Annotated in this window: 15 protein-coding genes, 2 tRNA genes and 1 pseudogene; 2 read left to right on the top strand and 16 right to left on the bottom strand. The window is 43.5% G+C overall.

The features are described 5' to 3' along the window. Nucleotides 1–20: 20 nt before the first annotated feature. The 8 genes and pseudogenes from hslO to spoIIE form a co-directional block, all read right to left on the bottom strand. Nucleotides 21–899: an Hsp33 family molecular chaperone HslO gene (gene hslO, locus LC048_RS22600; protein ID WP_226607244.1), complete on the bottom strand. Its 879-nt coding sequence runs from the start codon at nt 897–899 to the stop codon at nt 21–23. A gap of 53 nt (nt 900–952) precedes the next feature. Further along, nucleotides 953–1,729 carry a type III pantothenate kinase gene (locus tag LC048_RS22605; RefSeq protein ID WP_226607246.1) on the bottom strand — a complete coding sequence of 259 codons (777 nt, stop codon included), beginning with the start codon at nt 1,727–1,729 and terminating at the stop codon, nt 953–955. Nucleotides 1,730–1,943: 214 nt separating this feature from the next. Next, a pseudogene (ftsH, locus tag LC048_RS22610) lies at nt 1,944–3,918 on the bottom strand (ATP-dependent zinc metalloprotease FtsH). A gap of 135 nt (nt 3,919–4,053) precedes the next feature. Next, nucleotides 4,054–4,593 carry a hypoxanthine phosphoribosyltransferase gene (hpt, locus tag LC048_RS22615; protein ID WP_443137082.1) on the bottom strand — a complete coding sequence of 180 codons (540 nt, stop codon included), beginning with the start codon at nt 4,591–4,593 and terminating at the stop codon, nt 4,054–4,056. 28 nt (nt 4,594–4,621) lie between these two features. Beyond that, on the bottom strand, nt 4,622–6,004 hold the full coding sequence (gene tilS, locus LC048_RS22620; protein WP_306048849.1) for a tRNA lysidine(34) synthetase TilS: 1,383 nt from the start codon (nt 6,002–6,004) through the stop codon (nt 4,622–4,624). A gap of 174 nt (nt 6,005–6,178) precedes the next feature. Next, nucleotides 6,179–7,207: a protein kinase domain-containing protein gene (locus tag LC048_RS22625; protein WP_226607356.1), complete on the bottom strand. Its 1,029-nt coding sequence runs from the start codon at nt 7,205–7,207 to the stop codon at nt 6,179–6,181. After that, nucleotides 7,176–7,913: a vWA domain-containing protein gene (locus LC048_RS22630; RefSeq protein WP_226607253.1), complete on the bottom strand. Its 738-nt coding sequence runs from the start codon at nt 7,911–7,913 to the stop codon at nt 7,176–7,178. The genes LC048_RS22625 and LC048_RS22630 overlap by 32 nt, the downstream gene beginning before the upstream one ends. Nucleotides 7,914–8,176: 263 nt before the next feature. Beyond that, nucleotides 8,177–10,651 (bottom strand): stage II sporulation protein E, encoded by a 2,475-nt coding sequence (gene spoIIE, locus LC048_RS22635; protein WP_226607256.1) that lies wholly within the window; start codon nt 10,649–10,651, stop codon nt 8,177–8,179. Between the two features lie 276 nt (nt 10,652–10,927). Here spoIIE and LC048_RS22640 point away from each other — a divergent pair. Then, a tRNA-Met gene (locus tag LC048_RS22640) sits at nt 10,928–11,002 on the top strand. Between the two features lie 188 nt (nt 11,003–11,190). Then, a tRNA-Glu gene (locus tag LC048_RS22645) sits at nt 11,191–11,262 on the top strand. 606 nt (nt 11,263–11,868) lie between these two features. Here the strand turns inward: LC048_RS22645 and LC048_RS22650 are convergent. From LC048_RS22650 to spoVT, 8 genes are all read right to left on the bottom strand, one after another. After that, entirely contained in the window at nt 11,869–12,321 is a 453-nt protein-coding gene (locus LC048_RS22650; RefSeq protein ID WP_082904662.1) for a S1 domain-containing RNA-binding protein, read from the bottom strand. Between the two features lie 74 nt (nt 12,322–12,395). Continuing rightward, nucleotides 12,396–12,794, bottom strand: a complete 399-nt coding sequence (locus LC048_RS22655; protein ID WP_226607259.1) for an FtsB family cell division protein — start codon at nt 12,792–12,794, stop codon at nt 12,396–12,398. 231 nt (nt 12,795–13,025) lie between these two features. Then, nucleotides 13,026–13,454 (bottom strand): spore cortex biosynthesis protein YabQ, encoded by a 429-nt coding sequence (gene yabQ, locus LC048_RS22660; protein ID WP_371931952.1) that lies wholly within the window; start codon nt 13,452–13,454, stop codon nt 13,026–13,028. Continuing rightward, entirely contained in the window at nt 13,451–13,753 is a 303-nt protein-coding gene (gene yabP, locus LC048_RS22665; RefSeq protein ID WP_214710346.1) for a sporulation protein YabP, read from the bottom strand. The genes yabQ and yabP overlap by 4 nt, the downstream gene beginning before the upstream one ends. 87 nt (nt 13,754–13,840) lie before the next feature. Further along, nucleotides 13,841–14,113, bottom strand: a complete 273-nt coding sequence (locus tag LC048_RS22670) for an RNA-binding S4 domain-containing protein (protein ID WP_226607263.1) — start codon at nt 14,111–14,113, stop codon at nt 13,841–13,843. Between the two features lie 194 nt (nt 14,114–14,307). Next, nucleotides 14,308–15,771: a bifunctional methyltransferase/pyrophosphohydrolase YabN gene (mazG, locus tag LC048_RS22675; RefSeq protein ID WP_306048853.1), complete on the bottom strand. Its 1,464-nt coding sequence runs from the start codon at nt 15,769–15,771 to the stop codon at nt 14,308–14,310. Nucleotides 15,772–15,795: 24 nt separating this feature from the next. After that, nucleotides 15,796–17,400: a putative polysaccharide biosynthesis protein gene (locus LC048_RS22680; protein WP_226607268.1), complete on the bottom strand. Its 1,605-nt coding sequence runs from the start codon at nt 17,398–17,400 to the stop codon at nt 15,796–15,798. Between the two features lie 242 nt (nt 17,401–17,642). After that, complete coding sequence (gene spoVT / locus LC048_RS22685; RefSeq protein WP_023613309.1) at nt 17,643–18,179, bottom strand: stage V sporulation protein T; 537 nt, start codon at nt 18,177–18,179, stop codon at nt 17,643–17,645. Nucleotides 18,180–18,470: the final 291 nt, after the last annotated feature.

Below are 18,470 nucleotides of genomic sequence, written 5' to 3' on the forward strand. Positions count from 1 at the left end.
TCTCTTCCCCCAGATATCACTTATTTCGCTTCTCTCTCTATCTCTTCCAGTTCTTCTTTGGAGAACATGTACTTTTCGTTGCAGAAATGGCAGTGTGCTTCTGCCTGTCCCTCTGTCTCGATCATATCACGGATTTCATCTGACCCCAGGCTGATCAAGGCATTGCTGAATCGGTCCTTCGAGCAATTACACTCAAAATTCACAGGCATTGTATCAAGAACTTTAACATTCTCTTTTCCAAGCAATTCCTCCAGCAATTCTTCAGGAGATAAGCCCTTTTCAATCAGCTTTGATACTGGAGGGATCGTCTGCAATCGTTGTTCGATTGCTGTAATCGTTTCTTCTGTAGTCCCTGGAATCAGCTGAATGATGAATCCCCCTGCTGCTTTGATCGAGTTGTCAGGATTAACCAGTACTCCGACACCAACGGAAGAGTTGACCTGCTCAGAAGTCGCGAAGTAATAGGTAAAGTCTTCTCCAAGCTCACCCGATACAATCGGAACCTGTCCTGTAAAATAGTCACGCAGTCCTATATCCTTTACGACAGTGAGTGTACCGTCCGTGCCAACACCTTTTCTTACATCCAGCTTGCCGTGCTCGTTCAAATCAAAGTGAACATGAGGGTTTGATACATACCCTCTGACCTGTCCTTTTGCATTCGCATCCACAAGAATGAGCCCAAGCGGCCCTCCACCTTCAACCTTGATTGTCATCTTATCTTCGCCCTTGAGCATGGCACCCATCATCACACCAGCTGTCATAGTCCGGCCAAGTGCAGCAGATGCTACAGGCCATGTATAATGCCGGCGCTGAGCTTCCCCGACTGTTTCCGTCGTTTTTGCTGCATATGCTCTGATTTGTCCGTCAAAAGCTAGTGCCCTTACTAAATAATCGCTCATTTTTCTACTCCCTTCATGCTGTAAAATTATATGCATCCTCTCTTTAAGGAAGCTTAATTGTGTTTTTCGATATTGCGCTTATAGATAAGTTGCAATCCCTTTAACGTTAAAAAAGGATCCACGGCATCGATGATATTTGATTCCTGGGCAATCAAATTTGCCAGGCCGCCTGTCGCAATCACTTTAGGAGGGACTGCACTCTTATCTTTCATCCGTTTAACTATTCCCTCTACTTGTCCAACATATCCATACAGAATGCCAGCTTGCATGGCCGAAACCGTATTCTTTCCAACCACATCATCCGGTCTGCTGATTTCTATCCGCGGGAGCTTGGCAGCCCTTGAATATAGGGCTTCAGTAGAGATGCCGATCCCCGGCGCAATCGCTCCGCCCATATATTGATTATGCTCATTGATATAGCAGTAAGTGGTAGCTGTACCAAAATCGACAATGACCAGAGGGCTTCCATATTCATGTATCGCCGCAACCGCATTGACGATCCGGTCCGCTCCGACCTCTCTTGGATTTTCATATTTAATGTCCAGTCCTGTCTTAATTCCAGGACCGACGACTAATGGCTTGCGGTGAAAGTACTTCTGGCACATTCTCTCAAGCGAGAACATGATTGGCGGAACGACAGACGAGATGATGATTCCATCAATATCTGAAAAAGAAAGATCAACATGGTCAAAAAGAGTTTTGACGATCATGCCAAATTCATCTTCCGTTCTATGGCGGTTCGTTTCTATTCTCCAATGGTGCTTCAACTCTTCTTTATCATAAACACCTAACACGATATTTGTATTCCCGACATCAAAAACAAAAATCAAGCTATTCACCAACTTATTAATAGTTTTCTGGATCAATACTGAAAATATCATATCATAATCATCAGGAATTCACTAAGTAAAGTAAACCGTTTCACTTTGTATTTTAAAGGTTCAACCCAGCCAACAATCAATATACTGAACAGGAAGGAAAACGATAAAAGAAGCCAAAGAGGCAAAAAACAGGTGCCCCGCTAAGAGCACCTGCTTCTGAAATCTATTCTTTTGGATTTTCATCGATAGCTTTTGGGTCTTCAATGACTGAGTCAACTTTCTTATCAGTCTCTTCGATTGCAGGCATCTCATCTTTTTTCTTATTGATCGTTACTTTCATGTCGTCACTGTCAACACTGACTACTTTACGTTCAGGAAGACGGCCATGATCGATCAAATGCTTGATTTGTTCTGCATCAAGTGTTTCCACCTCTAACAATGTGTTCGCAATGATATCAAGCTTATCACGATTCTCTGTTAGCAGTTTTTTCGCTCTTGCATAACTTTCCTTAATGATGGTCTGAATTTCAAGGTCGATTTCATATGCGATCTTGTCAGAATAGTTTTGCTCATTGTTCAGGTCACGGCCTAAGAATACCTGGCCCTGCGCCTGGCCAAACTGCATTGGTCCCAGCTTGTCACTCATACCGAATTCAGTAACCATTCTTCTCGCAATGCCTGTCGCACGCTGGAAGTCATTGTGGGCACCTGTGCTTACTTCACCAAAGACAATTTCTTCAGCTACACGGCCGCCAAGGAGGCCAGTGATTTTATCAAGAAGTTCCGGTTTGGTCATGAAGTAACGGTCTTCCTTTGGAAGCATTACAGCATATCCGCCGGCCTGTCCGCGAGGGACAATCGTTACCTTGTGGACCATTTCAGCTTCATCAAGGACAACCCCGATGACAGTATGGCCAGCTTCATGGAAGGCCACAATATTTCTTTCCTTCTTGGAGATGACACGAGTTTTCTTGGCAGGACCGGCTATGATGCGGTCAGTTGCCTCATCCAGATCTTCCATGTCAATCTTCTTCTTATCTCGTCTGGCTGCAACAAGCGCAGCTTCGTTCAATAAGTTTTCAAGATCCGCTCCAGAGAAACCTGGGGTACGGGAAGCAATACTCTTTAAGTTAACCGTTTCATCCAGCGGCTTATTTCTAGCGTGTACCTTCAGAACAGCTTCACGGCCTGTTACATCAGGGCGGTCAACTGTAATCTGGCGGTCAAAACGACCAGGACGCAGCAATGCTGGGTCTAGGATATCAGGGCGGTTCGTAGCGGCAACGATAATGATCCCTTCGTTGGCACCGAATCCATCCATTTCTACAAGCAACTGGTTAAGCGTCTGTTCACGCTCATCATGCCCTCCGCCAAGACCAGCGCCACGCTGGCGGCCGACTGCATCAATTTCATCAATGAAGATGATACATGGAGCATTCTTTTTAGCTGTTTCGAATAGATCACGTACACGTGAAGCACCGACACCGACAAACATTTCCACGAAGTCGGAACCACTGATTGAGAAGAATGGCACGCCAGCTTCCCCTGCAACAGCACGGGCAAGCAAAGTCTTACCTGTACCCGGAGGCCCTACCAAAAGGATCCCTTTTGGAATACGCGCCCCCAAGCTCAGCAAACTTGCGAGGGTCTTTCAGGAATTCAACAACCTCGACAAGCTCTTGCTTTTCTTCATCTGCACCCGCCACGTCTTTAAAGCGGACTTTCTTCTTTTCTTCGTTATAAAGCTTTGCTTTACTCTTACCAAAGTTCATGACACGGCTTCCGCCGCCTTGAGCCTGGTTCAGCAAGAAGAAGAACAGAATGAAAATAATGATAAACGGAATGATGGATGTAAAGAACGTCACCCAGCCACTTGTTTCCTTAGCAGGCAAAATTTCTACATCTGCAGCTTCAGCTGCTTGTTCGATTCTGTTAAGAGTCTCTGGATTGTTCCAGACATATGTGATGAAGCCTTTTCCTTCTTCCTGGCCTTCCATCTGGCCTCTTACCTCATACACTCCACGTTCAGGCTGCAGCGTCAAATCACCTTCAACATTGCCTGCCTCAAGTTCCTGCATGAATTTATCGTAAGAGATTGGTTCTGTTGGCTGGTTATTGCCATTAAAGAAACTCACAACTCCGATAATGACTAAAAATATCAATAAATAAAAGATGGTATTACGGAAGATCCGATTCATCCCTTACCTCCTCCCACGGTAGACAAACTATACTAAATAGTATCATAGCAAATTATGCTAATACAAGAAATTAACATTCAGAATATTTGCTTCTTATTCGAAATGTGAAATTTCATTCACTAAATTGTAACCGTATTAATTTGAGTATACTTCTGGCTTCAGAACACCGATATATGGCAGGTTGCGGTATTTTTCCGCATAATCAAGGCTATATCCGACAACAAACTCATCAGGAACGATGAATCCAACATAGTCGGCTGTAATATCCGCTTTCCTTCCTGTTGGTTTATCAAGAAGAGTGACGATTTTGATTGATTTTGCCTTACGGTATTTGAAAAGCTCAACTAGATAGCTGAGAGTCAAACCGCTGTCGATGATGTCCTCGATGATTAGGATGTCTCTACCTTCTACTGAAGTATCGAGGTCCTTTAGGATTTTCACCTCTCCTGAAGATACCATGGCATTTCCATAGCTGGAAACATCCATGAAGTCCATTTCAAGATACGCATCCATGCGCTTTAGCAAGTCGCCCATGAATGGCATTGCACCTTTTAAAACACCAATTGCCAGCGGAAAGCGGTCCTGGTACTCATCAGTTAATTGAGCCGCCAACTGCCTGGTCTTTTCCTGGATTTCCTCTTCTGTAAACAATACCTTTTCAATATCATTTTTCATCATGATCCTTGTGCCCCCTGGAAGAATATCAATACTTTATATAAGTTAATAGTAATAACCTGTTTCCTTCTGTTGATTCATGGTTCGACTTTTTCATGCCTGGAAGCCAAAGAATCCTGCCTTCCATGTCTGTGACAATCGGCCATTCATTTCTTTGGGCTAATGGTATTTTCATATCGATGAAAATATCCTTTACCTTTTTTGAACCCGTCATCCCCTTCAATGATATCCGGTCGCCATTTCGTCTTGTCCGGATGATCAACGGAGTTCCTGTTTGCTCTAGGTCAACGATAAAACAATCATTAGAAACTTTCCTCTCATGAGCACCATTGAGCAATTGAGCATCAATGACCCCACCGTTGGGCAACCTAAGCTGATCTGGCTCCGATAATTCGAAGTGATAGCTTTGCCTTTCTGGTGGATTCAATTCGAAGTGGCAATTTCCATACGATCGTATGATTCTTAAACCGCTGGGGAAATCAAGAGTTCCAGATGGATGGGGATTGCGAATTATTGAAAAAATCTTTTCAATATGTATAGCGGAAAGAGAAGCAGGTCGATCATTGTAAAGATAATTTAATATTAGTTTAATCCCTCTTCTTTGTAAAGGCATTGGCATTTCCTGAAAGGAACTAATACTAATCGTTATTCTTTTGTCCTCTTTCTTCATTACTTTATTCAATTCTTCGCTTGTTAATTCAATAAGATATTCTTCATCCATCTGCAGCTCCTCGCTAAAACGCTGGAAGTGCTCATGTACCGCTGGATTCTCTTCTTTTAAAAAAGGGAGTACAGACTTCCTGAAACGATTCCTGCTATAGTATGTCTTCTCATTGCTGGGGTCAATTCTTGGTTTCAAAGATTTCACGGAGCAGTATTCTTTCAATTCCTCTTTTGAAAGGCATAAAAATGGCCTAAAAATCGTAAACGGACCAATTCCCCTTGAAAAAGGCATACCTGCCCTTGCTTTCCCAGAACTGCCCCTCGTCAGCCTCATCAATACCGTTTCAACCTGGTCATCACCATGATGACCCAATGCAAGGTACTGAAGCTGATGCTTTTCCATCATTTGCTCGAAAAAGCTGTATCGGCATTCACGGGCAGCCTGCTGGGAGCTTAGCCCTGTCTCGCGCATATAGGCCGGCACATCCGTCCTCTTCATCTCAAAAGGGATATCCCGTTGTCCACAAAAATCTTTCACAAACAGCGCGTCCTGATAAGACTCCTCCCCACGGAACATATGGTCCACATGGACAGCCACAATCTTCAGGGAATTCCGTTCCCGCAGCGAAGATAAAAAGTGGAGCAGTGCGAGCGAGTCCGGTCCTCCAGAAACCCCAACTGCAATGGACATGTTATTCAGCTGAAAATCATGCCTTTCAAGAAAGGCATTCACCTTTTGTTCAATCATCTTGTTCTTCCTTACTGATATTGCCGGTTTATGACTATACCCAAGCCGGCAACCCATTAATCTTCTAAATCAACAGATTTATTATTTTTCAGCATAACACTTTTGCCCTTCTTTTCTCAAAAAACAGAGCTGTATCCCTTATGTACGGATGAAGCGGCAAAAGGTTTCAATAAATCAGGTAATCTGGCTATAAATATAGAAAAAATATAATAAAGAGATAATCAGAATGATGGTGACTGTTTCAATGGCAGACGATTTTTTCTTTTTCTTATTATAGCCCTTCCTTGTTTGTCGGCCAGCTGAACATGTTTTTGCCCTGGATGTGCTTGGATTTATATTTTGCTGCGTTTGCTTTTGCAGCACTGCCTTATGCTGTACGGTACTTTTCTTCGATGATGAACCTGGCTGATGGACCTGCAGCAGATCAGACCTCATCTCCATCGCTGATTGGTAGTTACCTGAAAGCGCGTTATAAATGACCTTTTCAAAAACCTTCAATTCCCGGCTATGTTTTACTTTATCCAGGATTTCGTTTATTCCGCCTGATCTTTTCGTAAACCTTTTGGGATAGGCCGTGTTTACCATGATCATACCGACAGCGAACAAGTCATATCCTGGTTCTGCTTTCCTGCTGCCAAGTCCCCAGTAGCCGCGGTCGAAGAATTCGGTGAATTCTTTAATCGACCTGCCTTGCATCGTCGTACCGCCTACATCTATGCATCGTATCCTTGCCGGGGGGCCAGTCACAATCAAGTTATCCGGCTTCAAATCTCCAAATACCCAGCCATTTTCATGGAGCAGCTGCAAATCCGCAAGCAGCTGGAGGATCATCACGCTTGTCCAGTCCGGTCCTTTTTGCTGCAAAAACGCAAGGAAATCTGGTCCTTTAATGAATTCCATTGCATAAAAGCTTACTTTTTTGCCGGGACGTTCCCAATCATCCACATCTAGCAAAGAAGGTCCTAGGGCAGATCCCTGGACCTTGGCAAATGACTTCAACACATTGACCTCAGAAGTGATTGACATTCCATTGTCACTCATTTTCAATGCTACTTGTGTATTATTGGACCTTGCCAGATAAACAATCCCGTTCGCTCCAAAACCAAGCTCTTTTATGATTGTATAACGATTGTGGTGCCATTTCCCTTCAATGATCGTACCAGGAATGACCTTACACAGATTCTTCAAAGAAGGATTCATCATCACCGGATAATAGGCTCCTTAAAGATCGTTTTTTATTGAAGTGAGAAAGTGCTTCGCGAAGGGCAGGACCTGTTGGCGTAATTCCTCCGGTCGTCAGCTTGGCGAAAATGCTTGTGAGCGACTCAAGTTTCGGGGTCCAATCCAGCAATTTTTCGACATCATTTCTTTTCCCGGGAAATACAAATACGGCAAAACGATTATCCCCTGACCTTGCATTCAGGCTTAAACTCAAGTCCAGCAAGGCCTCCTTTACTGTAGGAAGCTTGTGCTTCATGCTTGCGCTTGTATCGACAAGAATCAACACATCCAGCTCTACCGTTTCTCCGAGCTCGTCCACGACCTCCATTACTTCGCCTCTCTGCTCCGGCGGAAGATCTTCCACTGTCCGGCCGCCGCCTAGGATTTGCTGAAGTTCTTTATTCACTACTCCCTGAAGAGTCTGGGTCATCGCCTTCCTTGTGACCATCTGGACTGTCTGGGAAAGCTGCTGAGAGTAGACAATCTGGCTGACTCCTCCGCCTGACATGGCAATCCCTTCAATTTCTGTCATGCCCTGTTCATCTATAACATCCTGTTCCATCACACCAATGACATTGACTGTAATCCCCTGCTCCTTAGCCAGTGCAGCCATCGCAATCGGATCTTCACCCTGGTTAGAGCAGCCATCTGTTATGAGTAATATTTGCCTGATTGTACCTGTTTTCATGCAATCCCCTCACTTCCAGGCTCAACTTTCACAAACTAGTAAAAGAAAAAAGCCTATGATAAATTTGTTACCATTTTCGACGAAACTGAGGGGTTTTATACATTAGAAAAGCTGAAGCGCCATGGTCAGCCTCGACAAGCGCTGGAGGGCCGACCTGTGAAGTCGTACTTTAACTTCATTGGGCGGACCGAAGCATCTCGACGGGCTAGGGGTTGGAGCTAGACATTTCTCAAAATCGATACCGAATCGTCCAAATTAAGCCGTTAAGCCCGCTTTTGATAATTGGTCGCTGGAATCGAAGCCCATTTCGGGATATTGTGATCGATTTTTGCGACAACCACTGTCATGTCATCCTCAATGGAGCCATCGCGGGAACGGATCACTTCCTCCATGATCAAGTCTGCGATTGCCTGCGGATCTTCTGTTTGAAGTTCATTGATTTTTCGTTTCATCCATAAATCATAGTTTTCGACATGCTTAGGGCCTTCGAATACGCCATCGCTCATCATTACCAGCAGGTCCCCTGCTTTCAGTTGTTCGCCGACAACATCTACTTCGAATTCCTGCAATATTCCCATCGGCAAGTTGCTCGCCTGCACCTTCATTACTTTTCCGCCACGTTTGATGAAGCTTGGCGTCGAACCGATTTTCAAGAAACGTGCAGACGCGTTTTGCAGGTCGATCATGACTAAATCGAGGGTGGAGAAAATTTCATCGGTTGTCCTTAACGAAAGAATCGAGTTCACCGACTTGATGGCTACTTTTTCCTCGATTCCGGATTGCAGGATTTGCTGCAGCAGCAATAACGTATCCCTGCTTTCGGAATGAGCCCTTACACCATTGCCCATTCCGTCACTGATGGCAATTGCGTACTTTCCGCCGCTCAGCTCAATAGTAGAATAACTGTCTCCTGAAATAAGGTCCCCATCCTTAGCCGCATGTGCCACTCCTGTAGACACTGCATAGGCTTTAGCAGACCGGAATGTCACATGGCAAAAACCATTCGGGAATGTCGAACATTCTTCGGAATTGACAACGATGTTTTCTTTCAGGATATCGGAAAGCATTGGTGCGATTAACTTTTCACATTCACCATGTCCCTGGCAATACGGAATCGTCATGTCAATATCCACATTCCCCTGTTCAAGACTATAGATCTCCACATGCTCGATATGGATGCCAAACTCCTGAAGGGCTTCGAGTATTTGTTCTTCTTGTTTCGAGTGGTTTTCGCGTTCGCGCTGGATTTCTTTTGCGAAATCTCCCATTACCTCCGAAACACCGAGCAATTGGTCAGCCACAAGACGCCTGCTTTCCTGAACCTGTTTCTTTAGTTTCTTGTTCGCTTGATAATAGGTCAGCTGCTGCTGCATGATTTCCATGACCTTTTTAGATCTTGTGCAATGTTTGTCCCATTCGCGGGTAAGTTTTTGCGGCACGGCACCGGAATTTTGATCCATCTCCTGCATAATCTCACTCATATAGTCATAGGTTGTATTAAAGTTCCTTGTCCAGCAATGGTCTTTTTTAAAGCATGTTTGGCACGTTTTCTCTGTTACATTGCTTAAGAAATAATCCATATCGCGATCCGTTTCAACCGTTTCATCCTGGACCTGCAAAGTCGAAAAGCTTTTCGACAATGCTTCAAATACATTTGAGAACTGGACGACACGCTGTGCTGTCACATCTCTCATTTTTCTCATATATTGCTGCTGCTCGGCTGAATACTCAGGTGTACCTGGAATATGTTTAGCGATTTTTGACGTAAGTGATTGAGGAGTAAGAAAGAATAGCAAGACTGCAGCCGCTGATTCAGTCAGCGTCTGGCCGAGCGCACCTCCGCCTTCACCATACATACCAATTAACAGCGTGGCAATTAACAATCCAAGTGCTACCCCTGGTTTCCTTCCCTCTTTTAGCAAGCCGCCAAGCAAACCAGCGAAGGCCAGCAGGCTCATATGGTAAAAACTCGAAACGTTCGCGAGACTGAAAATCAACCCTGTTACAACACCGACTGTGGAACCCACTGTGGCACCGGCGACAAATGAAAATACGAGGACAAGGTACCGTGACATTACGTGCTCTACCGACAAATCATAGATTGTCCAACCAATGGTTCCCGTCATCACTGAAGCTAGCATGATGATCAAACAGACGATTTCCTCCGTTTTCAAAGACTGCTTGCGTTTGCTGGCTGTCATCAACGGAATGCTTTGCATGAAAATGAAAGTCAACACAAGACCAAGACCCGCTTCGACTGCCGTCATCATTCCTTCATACAAAGTGATATTTCCAGACAAAATTAGAACTTTCAACATTTTGCCTATTAAAATAGTAAAAAATATATAAAACGGCAGGACTTTCATAGAGTTCTGAATCCATTTTTTCGTCAGCTTGTATAACATTAAAAATAAGAATACAGATCCAAACGTAAAGATGGCGTCAGTAAATGACAATGTCGCAGCCCCGGCAACCAACCCAAACAGCGCGATAGGGGCGCGGTCTTTCCGGATAAGATACACGGCTGCAAAAAATGGAAGGCTAAAAGGGGTCAACTGAGCCAGGATCAAGGCACGGCCAAGCAAGAATCCAATGATCAGAAAGATATAGCCTTTTTTTAGGAAAAGGTTCTCAATTTTGGATTGCAGCTTCGACATGCCTTTAGCAAACCTGAATCGTGATTCCTCGAGATGAACTTCACCGATCGGTTCCATCATGTTCCTTTCTACCTTTTGCATTAAACACACTCCCCGTTTTTTTATCGTTGCTGATTATTATAAAAGGGAGCAATCCAGAAGTTTGTCAAAAATAAGGACAAGCATAAAAGTTTCGTTCGACGCATTTCCCCGAAAATAAAGCAAATACTCGAAATAACACGGAATATTTTTACCACCGCTACAAACACCGCTAAAATTTACCTATTAATATTTTCTTCTTTTCTTTTAAAAATCCATTGACACTATTTTAATATCTATGTATTATATTTCTTGTGCCTCAAAACACATTACCAATATGGCGGTGTAGCTCAGCTGGCTAGAGCGTACGGTTCATACCCGTAAGGTCGGGGGGTTCGATCCCCTCCGCCGCTACTTAGAAAAGCGTAGGCGACTGCTTAGCTCCGACAAGCGCTGGAAGGCCGGCAGGTGAAGTCGTTCTTTGACTTCATCGGCCGGACCGAAGCGACTCGAGGAGCTAGGAGCCGCAGCTGGACAATTAGAAAAGCGTAGGCGACTGCTTAGCTCCGACAAGCGCTGAAGCTGGACAACATTAATAATATGGCCCCTTGGTCAAGCGGTTAAGACACCGCCCTTTCACGGCGGTAACACGGGTTCGAATCCCGTAGGGGTCATCCACGTACGAAAACCTCGTTCCTTTTACAGGAGCGAGGTTTTTTATTTGTATTGCTGGTTGTGGGAAAGCCAGCGTAACTCCAACTCCATTTACCCCAATTCACTTCCGCATCGTTCGTCTGGCAATGCAGATGCTCTGCTTTTCCTATATCCACTTATCTTGTTTACATATATTGGATAAATGTGCAATTATGGCGTATGTTTGTGCAATTCCGGTCGGTTTTCGTGAGAATATTCCGTTTGATTGAGCGATTATGCAGGATGTTTACGCAATTATTAGCGCTCATTAATAGAATAATTTTTCCAATTACTATTAATCATCATAATCGGGTGTTTTTTTGACTATTTTTTATATGTTCCCCTCTGATCTACCTTCTTTTATGTCTCATTCTCCCTATCGCGTTAGCTAATACTACTCCGTTACATCTAGAATCGGTTCTTATCGAAAAAAAACATCAATTAGCGGAAAAACAGCAACAAATTTGCCATTGATCTCTAATTTAGAGAAATCCAGCACAATAACAAAACAAAAAGACAAGCCCTTTAAAAGACTTGTCTTGGTATAGCATGATTCCTGCTATTATATATATTCACTTAGCAGCAAGTTACCCTCTTCTAGCTCCTCTTCCGCCGCGCTTAGATTCGGTAGCACGTTTTAGAGTGGATAAGCGGTCTTCACTGTCCTTCAAGAATTTCGCCATTTTTGATTCGAAATTTTCCGGACGGGCATTGCGGTTGTCGTGTCCTCTTCCGCCGCCACGTGGTGGACGTTGAGAGTAAGGTCTTGATTCAGATCTTTCTGGTCTTGCAGGTCGTTCTGGTCTATCAACAGCCTTCTTGATAGATAAACCGATTTTACCGTCTTTTTCAACATTGATAACCTTTACTTCAACCTGGTCGCCCACTTTGAGGTGGTCATTAATGTCTTTTACATAGTTGTCTGCAACCTCACTGATATGGACCAGTCCAGTTGAGCCTCCCGGCAGTTCCACAAACGCCCCGAAATTTGTAATACCTGTTACCTTTCCCTGTAGCTTGCTGCCTACTTCGATTGACATAAAAAAGTTTTGCCTCCTTAAAGATATAAAAAATCAAACTTACATTATATTATACAGAATATCAAAAAAGAGTGTCAATAAGGCGAATCTTGGGAGTCCTTTTTCTCTTTGGGAAGGTTGAAGATGATTTCATTCTTTTCGGACAGGAAATACTCCTTGCGGGCAAGCTTTGCTATGTACTCATCATCGTTTAATTTGACGATTTCCTCATCCAGAATCTCCTGCTTCTTATGAAGGCTTGCTAACTTTTGTTCAAACTGTTCCTTATCCGCCTGCTTCTTTTCGAGCGTGGCAGACTGGGAGATGTACGTTGAGATCATCAAATAAGAGATGACCGATGCGAAGAGAGCAAAGACTGCGAGGCGCCTGAAAAGCAGTTTTCGCTTTCTAGATTCCGCAATCCCTGCTTTTTCACGCTGCTGTACATATTGATTTTCAATCCTGGCTATGTTCTTTTTCCTGATGACACCCATTCCTCGCAGTCCTCCTTGTAATTTATTTTTTTACTTTCTTTATCCATTTTATCGTCTTAATAGAATAATTCTTTACTATAATTAGAAATCCTGCCAATTTATTATATAACTTCTCGACGCTTTTTTTAACTTTTTTCGGCAAAAGTTTCCAAAAAAGTAAGAATATCGTCTTAACTGGTTTCCAAATAAAAATATTTAACAGCCATAGCAAAACGGCAAGAAGCCATTTTCCTAGAGCGTAAAGGCCCCTTCCCCGTCAAAAGCAGCAGTGATAAGGCGGTGGCAGCAAGAAACTGGAGCGGCCTTACCACAAGCATCCTGATTGCTTTCACGATAAAAACATACACGTTGATCGTGATGGCAATGGCCCCGCTCAAGCACCTTAAGGTACATATTTTTAAAAAGACTCTGGTACGCTGCAAATCCGCATAACAATGCCAGGAAGATATAAAAACGCAATTCTCCCATATTTACTGAAAATAAGACATAAAATATCGACAGACCTTGGAACACCCAAAATAAGATGTCATTGATAAAGACAATCCACGACTTTCGTTTTGATCTTTTCAGAAATCGATTATGTGTATCTAGGGAAGCTCCGAATAGAGTGCCCATCCATATCATGGCGAGCATGGTCAAAAATTGAGTCGAAAGCGTCATCGGAATAACTTGCTAAAGAAGCCTTTAGCCTTCTCCCCATGCTGGTCATCAAGATAGACCAGGTCAAAGATTTTCCCTTTGATCGACACGATTCCTTTGTCGACATCCAGATTCTTCATCTGGAGGTTCTGGCCCTTGATCGCCAGGAATCCCATGACAGTTTCTAATAAGAATTCTTCATTATCGAAGCTTTCAACCTGCTTTACTCCTGTGATTTCCAGTGTCCTTCTGCCTCTCATCACTAAATCATGGTCTGGCAAATTGCTCTTCGTTTGATTCGTTTCGTAATATTGGCTCATTAATACCCCTCACAATCATAATGCACTTTTGTACATGTTTATGATTGAAAAAGGGAGAATAGAACAAGCCTTCAAACGATGCTCGTCTTACTCTTCGTCATCCCCAGGGATCCGCTCTTCGCCGAGGATGGTATACATTTCAGCAGCCTCTTCCTTGCGTGAATTTTCCTGGATGCGTTCAATTTTTACAGAAACAACCTTTTGTCCAAGACGAATCGCCAACTCATCTCCTGCTTTAACATTCGAACTCGCTTTCGCCGGCACACCGTTGATAGAAATTCTGCCTTGGTCAGATACTTCCTTCGCCAATGTTCTTCTTTTAATTAATCTTGATACTTTTAAGAATTTATCCAACCTCATCGTATTTAAACCCCTTTTTTATTATTGGTTTGATTTACCTATACACTTTTCATTCACTCAAAGTAAAAACCGGCTTATGGGTTTTTACGCTTAAATACGAATATTCATTTCGGCAGCTCTTCGATAAGAGCCTGAAACCTCTAAGAATGCGGAATACTGTATTAAGCAACCATCAATGAAAAAGTAGCCTTTCTCTATAACCCTTGTGTTTTTGCTTCCTCCCAGAAAGCATCCAATTCATCCAATGTGTACTCATCAACACTTCGTCCATTCTCTGCTGCTTTTTGCTCGATATAGGCAAAGCGGCGCATGAACTTCCGGTTGGCTTTGTTCAGAGCCTCTTCAGGATTGATGTCATAATGCCTTGCGAAGTTGACGAGCGCGAACAATAGGTCCCCGTATTCCAACTGGATATCTTCCTGGATGCCATTTGCGGAGATTTCTTCGGAAAGCTCGTCGATTTCTTCCTTTACCTTATCAAGAATCGAGTCCGCCGTCTTCCAGTCGAAACCTACTTTAGCAGCTTCCTTTTGCAACTCATAGGCTTTAAGCAGATTCGGAAGCCCTTTGCCGGCTCCCTCCAGCATTGATTTTACAGCACCGCCCTTTTCCTGCTCCTTAATCTCCTGCCAGTTTTTCAAAACCTCAGCTTCATTTTCAGCTGTCTTGTCCCCGAACACATGAGGATGCCTGCGGACCATTTTTGCAGATAGACCTTCAATGACATCATCGATGGTAAAATAGCCCTCATCCTCACCAATCTGCGCATGCAGCATGACTTGAAGCAGCACATCCCCCAACTCTTCAATCATATGATCGATATCATCGTTATCAATCGCCTCAAGCAGTTCATACGATTCTTCAATCAAGTATTTCTTGAGCGACTGATGAGTTTGTTTCTTATCCCAAGGACAGCCATTCGGACCGCGCAATTCTGATATAATTCCACGCAGCTTCAAAAAATCCTTGTATAAAATTTGCTCATTTTCAACAGGAGGAACATAAACAGATGTCAAATTACTAAGTTCCATCTCCCTGTCGAGTTCATATAATGGAACTTTTTTAATAACTTCCTCACTGCTTCCGGCAGCTGTCACGATGTATACCTCATAATCATCCGGCAATTTTTCCATAAGCGTCAGCTTGACGTCAGATGCAACGAATGCGTCATACACCTGCCCGATAATTGTGTGGCTCTTTAGCAGTAAATCTTCTTTTGACAGCGCGGTGCCGTCAAGCAGTTGAAAACCTTCAATCGGGTCAATCGCCAGGGCCTGGAACATGGCGTCAAGGAAACTCTGTCCGCCGCCGATTTCAATTTCCGTATCCCGCTTCGGGCCTCGTTCGAGCAGGAGCTGCACGGTCCGCTCTGCAATCAAAGGATGTCCGGGGACCGCATAGGTTACAGAGGCTTTTTCAGCTTCTGCAAGCAAAATCTCTGTTATTTCTTCATATACATCCGAAAACTGATCATGTTTTTCATATACATCATCGAAGGATTCAAACTGTAATCCTTCCTTTTCAAGCTCTGCGACGACTGGATGCTCTTTTGTCCGCAAGTACAGGTTTTTTTCCTGCTTCAATTTTTTATATACACCAAGCGGAAGCTGGTCAAGGTCACCCGCCCCCAGTCCAATGATCAATATCTTGTTTGTCATATCCACACTTCCTCCTTCAATGCTCTATTTAAAGAACAACTGGACAATTCTGCTGCCAAACGGCAAAGTTACTAGTTCACCTTCAGTCAAGGCTCTGGTTTTTATCAAAATAAAAAGATAAATAAGTGATCCAATTGCTACTGAGCTCAATGCCTGAAATCCAGCTCCGAGCCTGTCTGGTTCAATATATCCAAATCCGAAATCCGTTATAAGTAAAAATAATCGCAGTGCGACAGCCATCACTGCCGAGGAAAACAATATTTTCGCTATAAAAACAAGCGATAGAACAGGCTGCCCCAGCTCACGCCTTAGTTTGTAAATCAGGATAAACATGACAACCAGCATCGCACCCAACGTGGCAATAGCTGCCCCCATCGTTCCAGCAATAGGGATGAGCAAAAGATTTAATAGGTATTTAAATCCAAACCCGGAAAGAACGACGGCAGCTGGAAAAATGGACTTATCAAGACCCTGTAAAATGCTCATGATCGTCAGGATGACAGAGCCAAATAATATCATCAGGCTGAGCACTCCAAGAACATCCGATCCATTTGCATTTTCAAACAGCATGATATTTGCTGGAACGATGATGCTATATAAGCCAACAGCCGCCGCAGCGCCAAATATTAGGCTTGTCTGAAGCGCAAGCCTAACTTTAGGAATGACTTTTTCCCGCCGATTACTTGATTTGTCACCAGAAATCGCCGGTACAAGGCTTAATGACATCGAGGTGGCGACAACTGTCCCAAGCTGGATCAGCGGCTGTCCCCGGTCAAAAATCCCTTTTGCTGATTTTGCTTCCTCCGCCGTCAGTCCTGTTTCCAGCAATGAGGCATACATATTCAATGAATCTGCCAGCTGAAGCAATATTAACAGCATCCCACTAATGCTGATTGCAAACCCCTGGATTACCAGTGCTTTTACGACCCAGGCTGTGTCCTTGATCATATCCCTAACATAAAAGCGCGTGAAGGGATTCGTTCCTCCATTTTTGAGATAGAAAGAGCCGAGAATGAAAACGGCAATGACTCCACCGGTTATTGATCCAAACACAGCACCGGCACCAGTGATATAAAGAGAAAAGCCTTGTTGTACCAGAACCGCTGAGAGGATCAGAATGGTCGCAACACGGATGAATTGTTCAGAAACCTGGGAGATCGCAGTCGGAACCATGTTTCCTTTTCCCTGGAAGTACCCCCTGAACACAGAGGTGAACGGGAAGATCAGAAATGGCACGGAAACGACCTTGAATAAAGGCTTGAGGTCAGGGTCACCGATTTTTTCGGCAATCCATCCCGAACCAAAATAGAAAAACAAAAAGAACAGCAGCCCAACCATGCTGAGGAAAACTAGTGAAATAGCCAAGAGCCGATCCGCCCTGCCAGTATCACCTGCAGCCTGCTGCTCTGTATAAAGCTTGGATATTACAACTGGAAATCCATATGTAGATAAAACCATGACTATCCCTAAAAAGGGATAAACCTGCTGATAAATATAAAAGCCAATGTCCCCGACGATATTTTGAAACGGGACACGGTAAACTGCGCTCAAGATTTTTGTAATGAGGGCTGCCATCGTCAGGATCATGGCTCCCTTCATCAATTCATTTGAATCTGCAACGGGCTTCATCGCCCATCTCCTTCCAATTTTCGGTTTCAAACGTAATTATATCATAAGGGTGAAAGCTACGTCCGCAAGCAAATTTGTAATATCTATTTGTTAGAAGCCTGTAACAAAGGCGATATCCATACCAAATTAATAAGCGGCTCCGAGACTCGCACGTTGGAGCTTTTCAGACACGAAAAAAATAGGCAGCTTTGTCAGCTGCCTTGTTAGGTAAGATATTAATCGGTAAAAATCAGGAATCTTGATTATTGCTCCATCTGTCTTGCCAGGAAGCCTGCTGCTGTTTCAACAGCTTTTTGTTCCACGTCGCCCAATGATCCTTCTTTAGAGAAGATAATGACTGCCCCGATTGGATCTCCGTTTGCAATGATCGGCCCAATTGTATAAGCAGAAGCAGGCTCTTCATTTCCTTCAACAAGCGAAATATTCGTCTGCTGGTTCACAAGGGAGGAAGTACGGTCTTCCATCGTCTTTTCAACGAGTTCACTGATGTTTTTGTTCAGATAGTCCTTCTTTGAACCTCCAGCCAATGCGATATAAGTATCTCTATCGCAAATCAATACCGGGTTGCCTAAGCTATCATACAGTGCTTCTGCATATTCCTTTGCAAAATCGCTCAGCTCACTGATTGGTGAATACTTCTTTAAAATGACTTCACCATCACGGTCCACAAAGATTTCGAGTGGATCACCTTCACGAATACGAAGTGTTCTTCTTATTTCTTTAGGAATGACGACACGACCTAAATCATCGATACGACGAACAATACCAGTTGCTTTCATCCAACGTTGCCTCACTTTCATCTGATGATTATTTTTTTGAGGTAAGGTTGTGCATTGATTTTGCTTTTCGGCTAACATAGTTAACGAAAAGAGCATCCGGTGAAGAAATGCCTTTATTAATCAACCTTACCAAGATTTGAACTTAGTATCTTTCATATGGAAAGTTCTATACACTTCTCATTATTTTTTTCATTGAAGTGATAAAGGTGCCAAAAACGGATAAACCTTCCAGCTAATAATTGCGTACACACAAAAATTACCCTTGTCTATCTTTTTTGAAACACCTTATCG

Origin of the sequence: Mesobacillus subterraneus, assembly GCF_020524355.2 — a bacterium.
Taxonomy (GTDB): Bacteria; Bacillota; Bacilli; order Bacillales; family Cytobacillaceae; genus Mesobacillus; species Mesobacillus subterraneus_C.

What these genes read in the sequence shown, in the direction of transcription:
- yabP (WP_214710346.1), bottom strand. Translation starts at nt 13,753, where the DNA reads ATGAGCCAATATTACGAAACGAATCAAACGAAGAGCAATTTGCCAGAC.
- hslO (WP_226607244.1), bottom strand. Translation starts at nt 899, where the DNA reads ATGAGCGATTATTTAGTAAGGGCACTAGCTTTTGACGGACAAATCAGA.
- spoVT (WP_023613309.1), bottom strand. Translation starts at nt 18,179, where the DNA reads ATGAAAGCAACTGGTATTGTTCGTCGTATCGATGATTTAGGTCGTGTC.
- LC048_RS22630 (WP_226607253.1), bottom strand. Translation starts at nt 7,913, where the DNA reads ATGAAAACAGGTACAATCAGGCAAATATTACTCATAACAGATGGCTGC.
- LC048_RS22670 (WP_226607263.1), bottom strand. Translation starts at nt 14,113, where the DNA reads ATGAGGTTGGATAAATTCTTAAAAGTATCAAGATTAATTAAAAGAAGA.
- tilS (WP_306048849.1), bottom strand. Translation starts at nt 6,004, where the DNA reads ATGATTGAACAAAAGGTGAATGCCTTTCTTGAAAGGCATGATTTTCAG.
- mazG (WP_306048853.1), bottom strand. Translation starts at nt 15,771, where the DNA reads ATGACAAACAAGATATTGATCATTGGACTGGGGGCGGGTGACCTTGAC.
- hpt (WP_443137082.1), bottom strand. Translation starts at nt 4,593, where the DNA reads ATGAAAAATGATATTGAAAAGGTATTGTTTACAGAAGAGGAAATCCAG.
- yabQ (WP_371931952.1), bottom strand. Translation starts at nt 13,454, where the DNA reads ATGACGCTTTCGACTCAATTTTTGACCATGCTCGCCATGATATGGATG.
- LC048_RS22625 (WP_226607356.1), bottom strand. Translation starts at nt 7,207, where the DNA reads ATGATGAATCCTTCTTTGAAGAATCTGTGTAAGGTCATTCCTGGTACG.
- LC048_RS22680 (WP_226607268.1), bottom strand. Translation starts at nt 17,400, where the DNA reads ATGAAGCCCGTTGCAGATTCAAATGAATTGATGAAGGGAGCCATGATC.
- LC048_RS22655 (WP_226607259.1), bottom strand. Translation starts at nt 12,794, where the DNA reads ATGGGTGTCATCAGGAAAAAGAACATAGCCAGGATTGAAAATCAATAT.
- spoIIE (WP_226607256.1), bottom strand. Translation starts at nt 10,651, where the DNA reads ATGCAAAAGGTAGAAAGGAACATGATGGAACCGATCGGTGAAGTTCAT.
- LC048_RS22650 (WP_082904662.1), bottom strand. Translation starts at nt 12,321, where the DNA reads ATGTCAATCGAAGTAGGCAGCAAGCTACAGGGAAAGGTAACAGGTATT.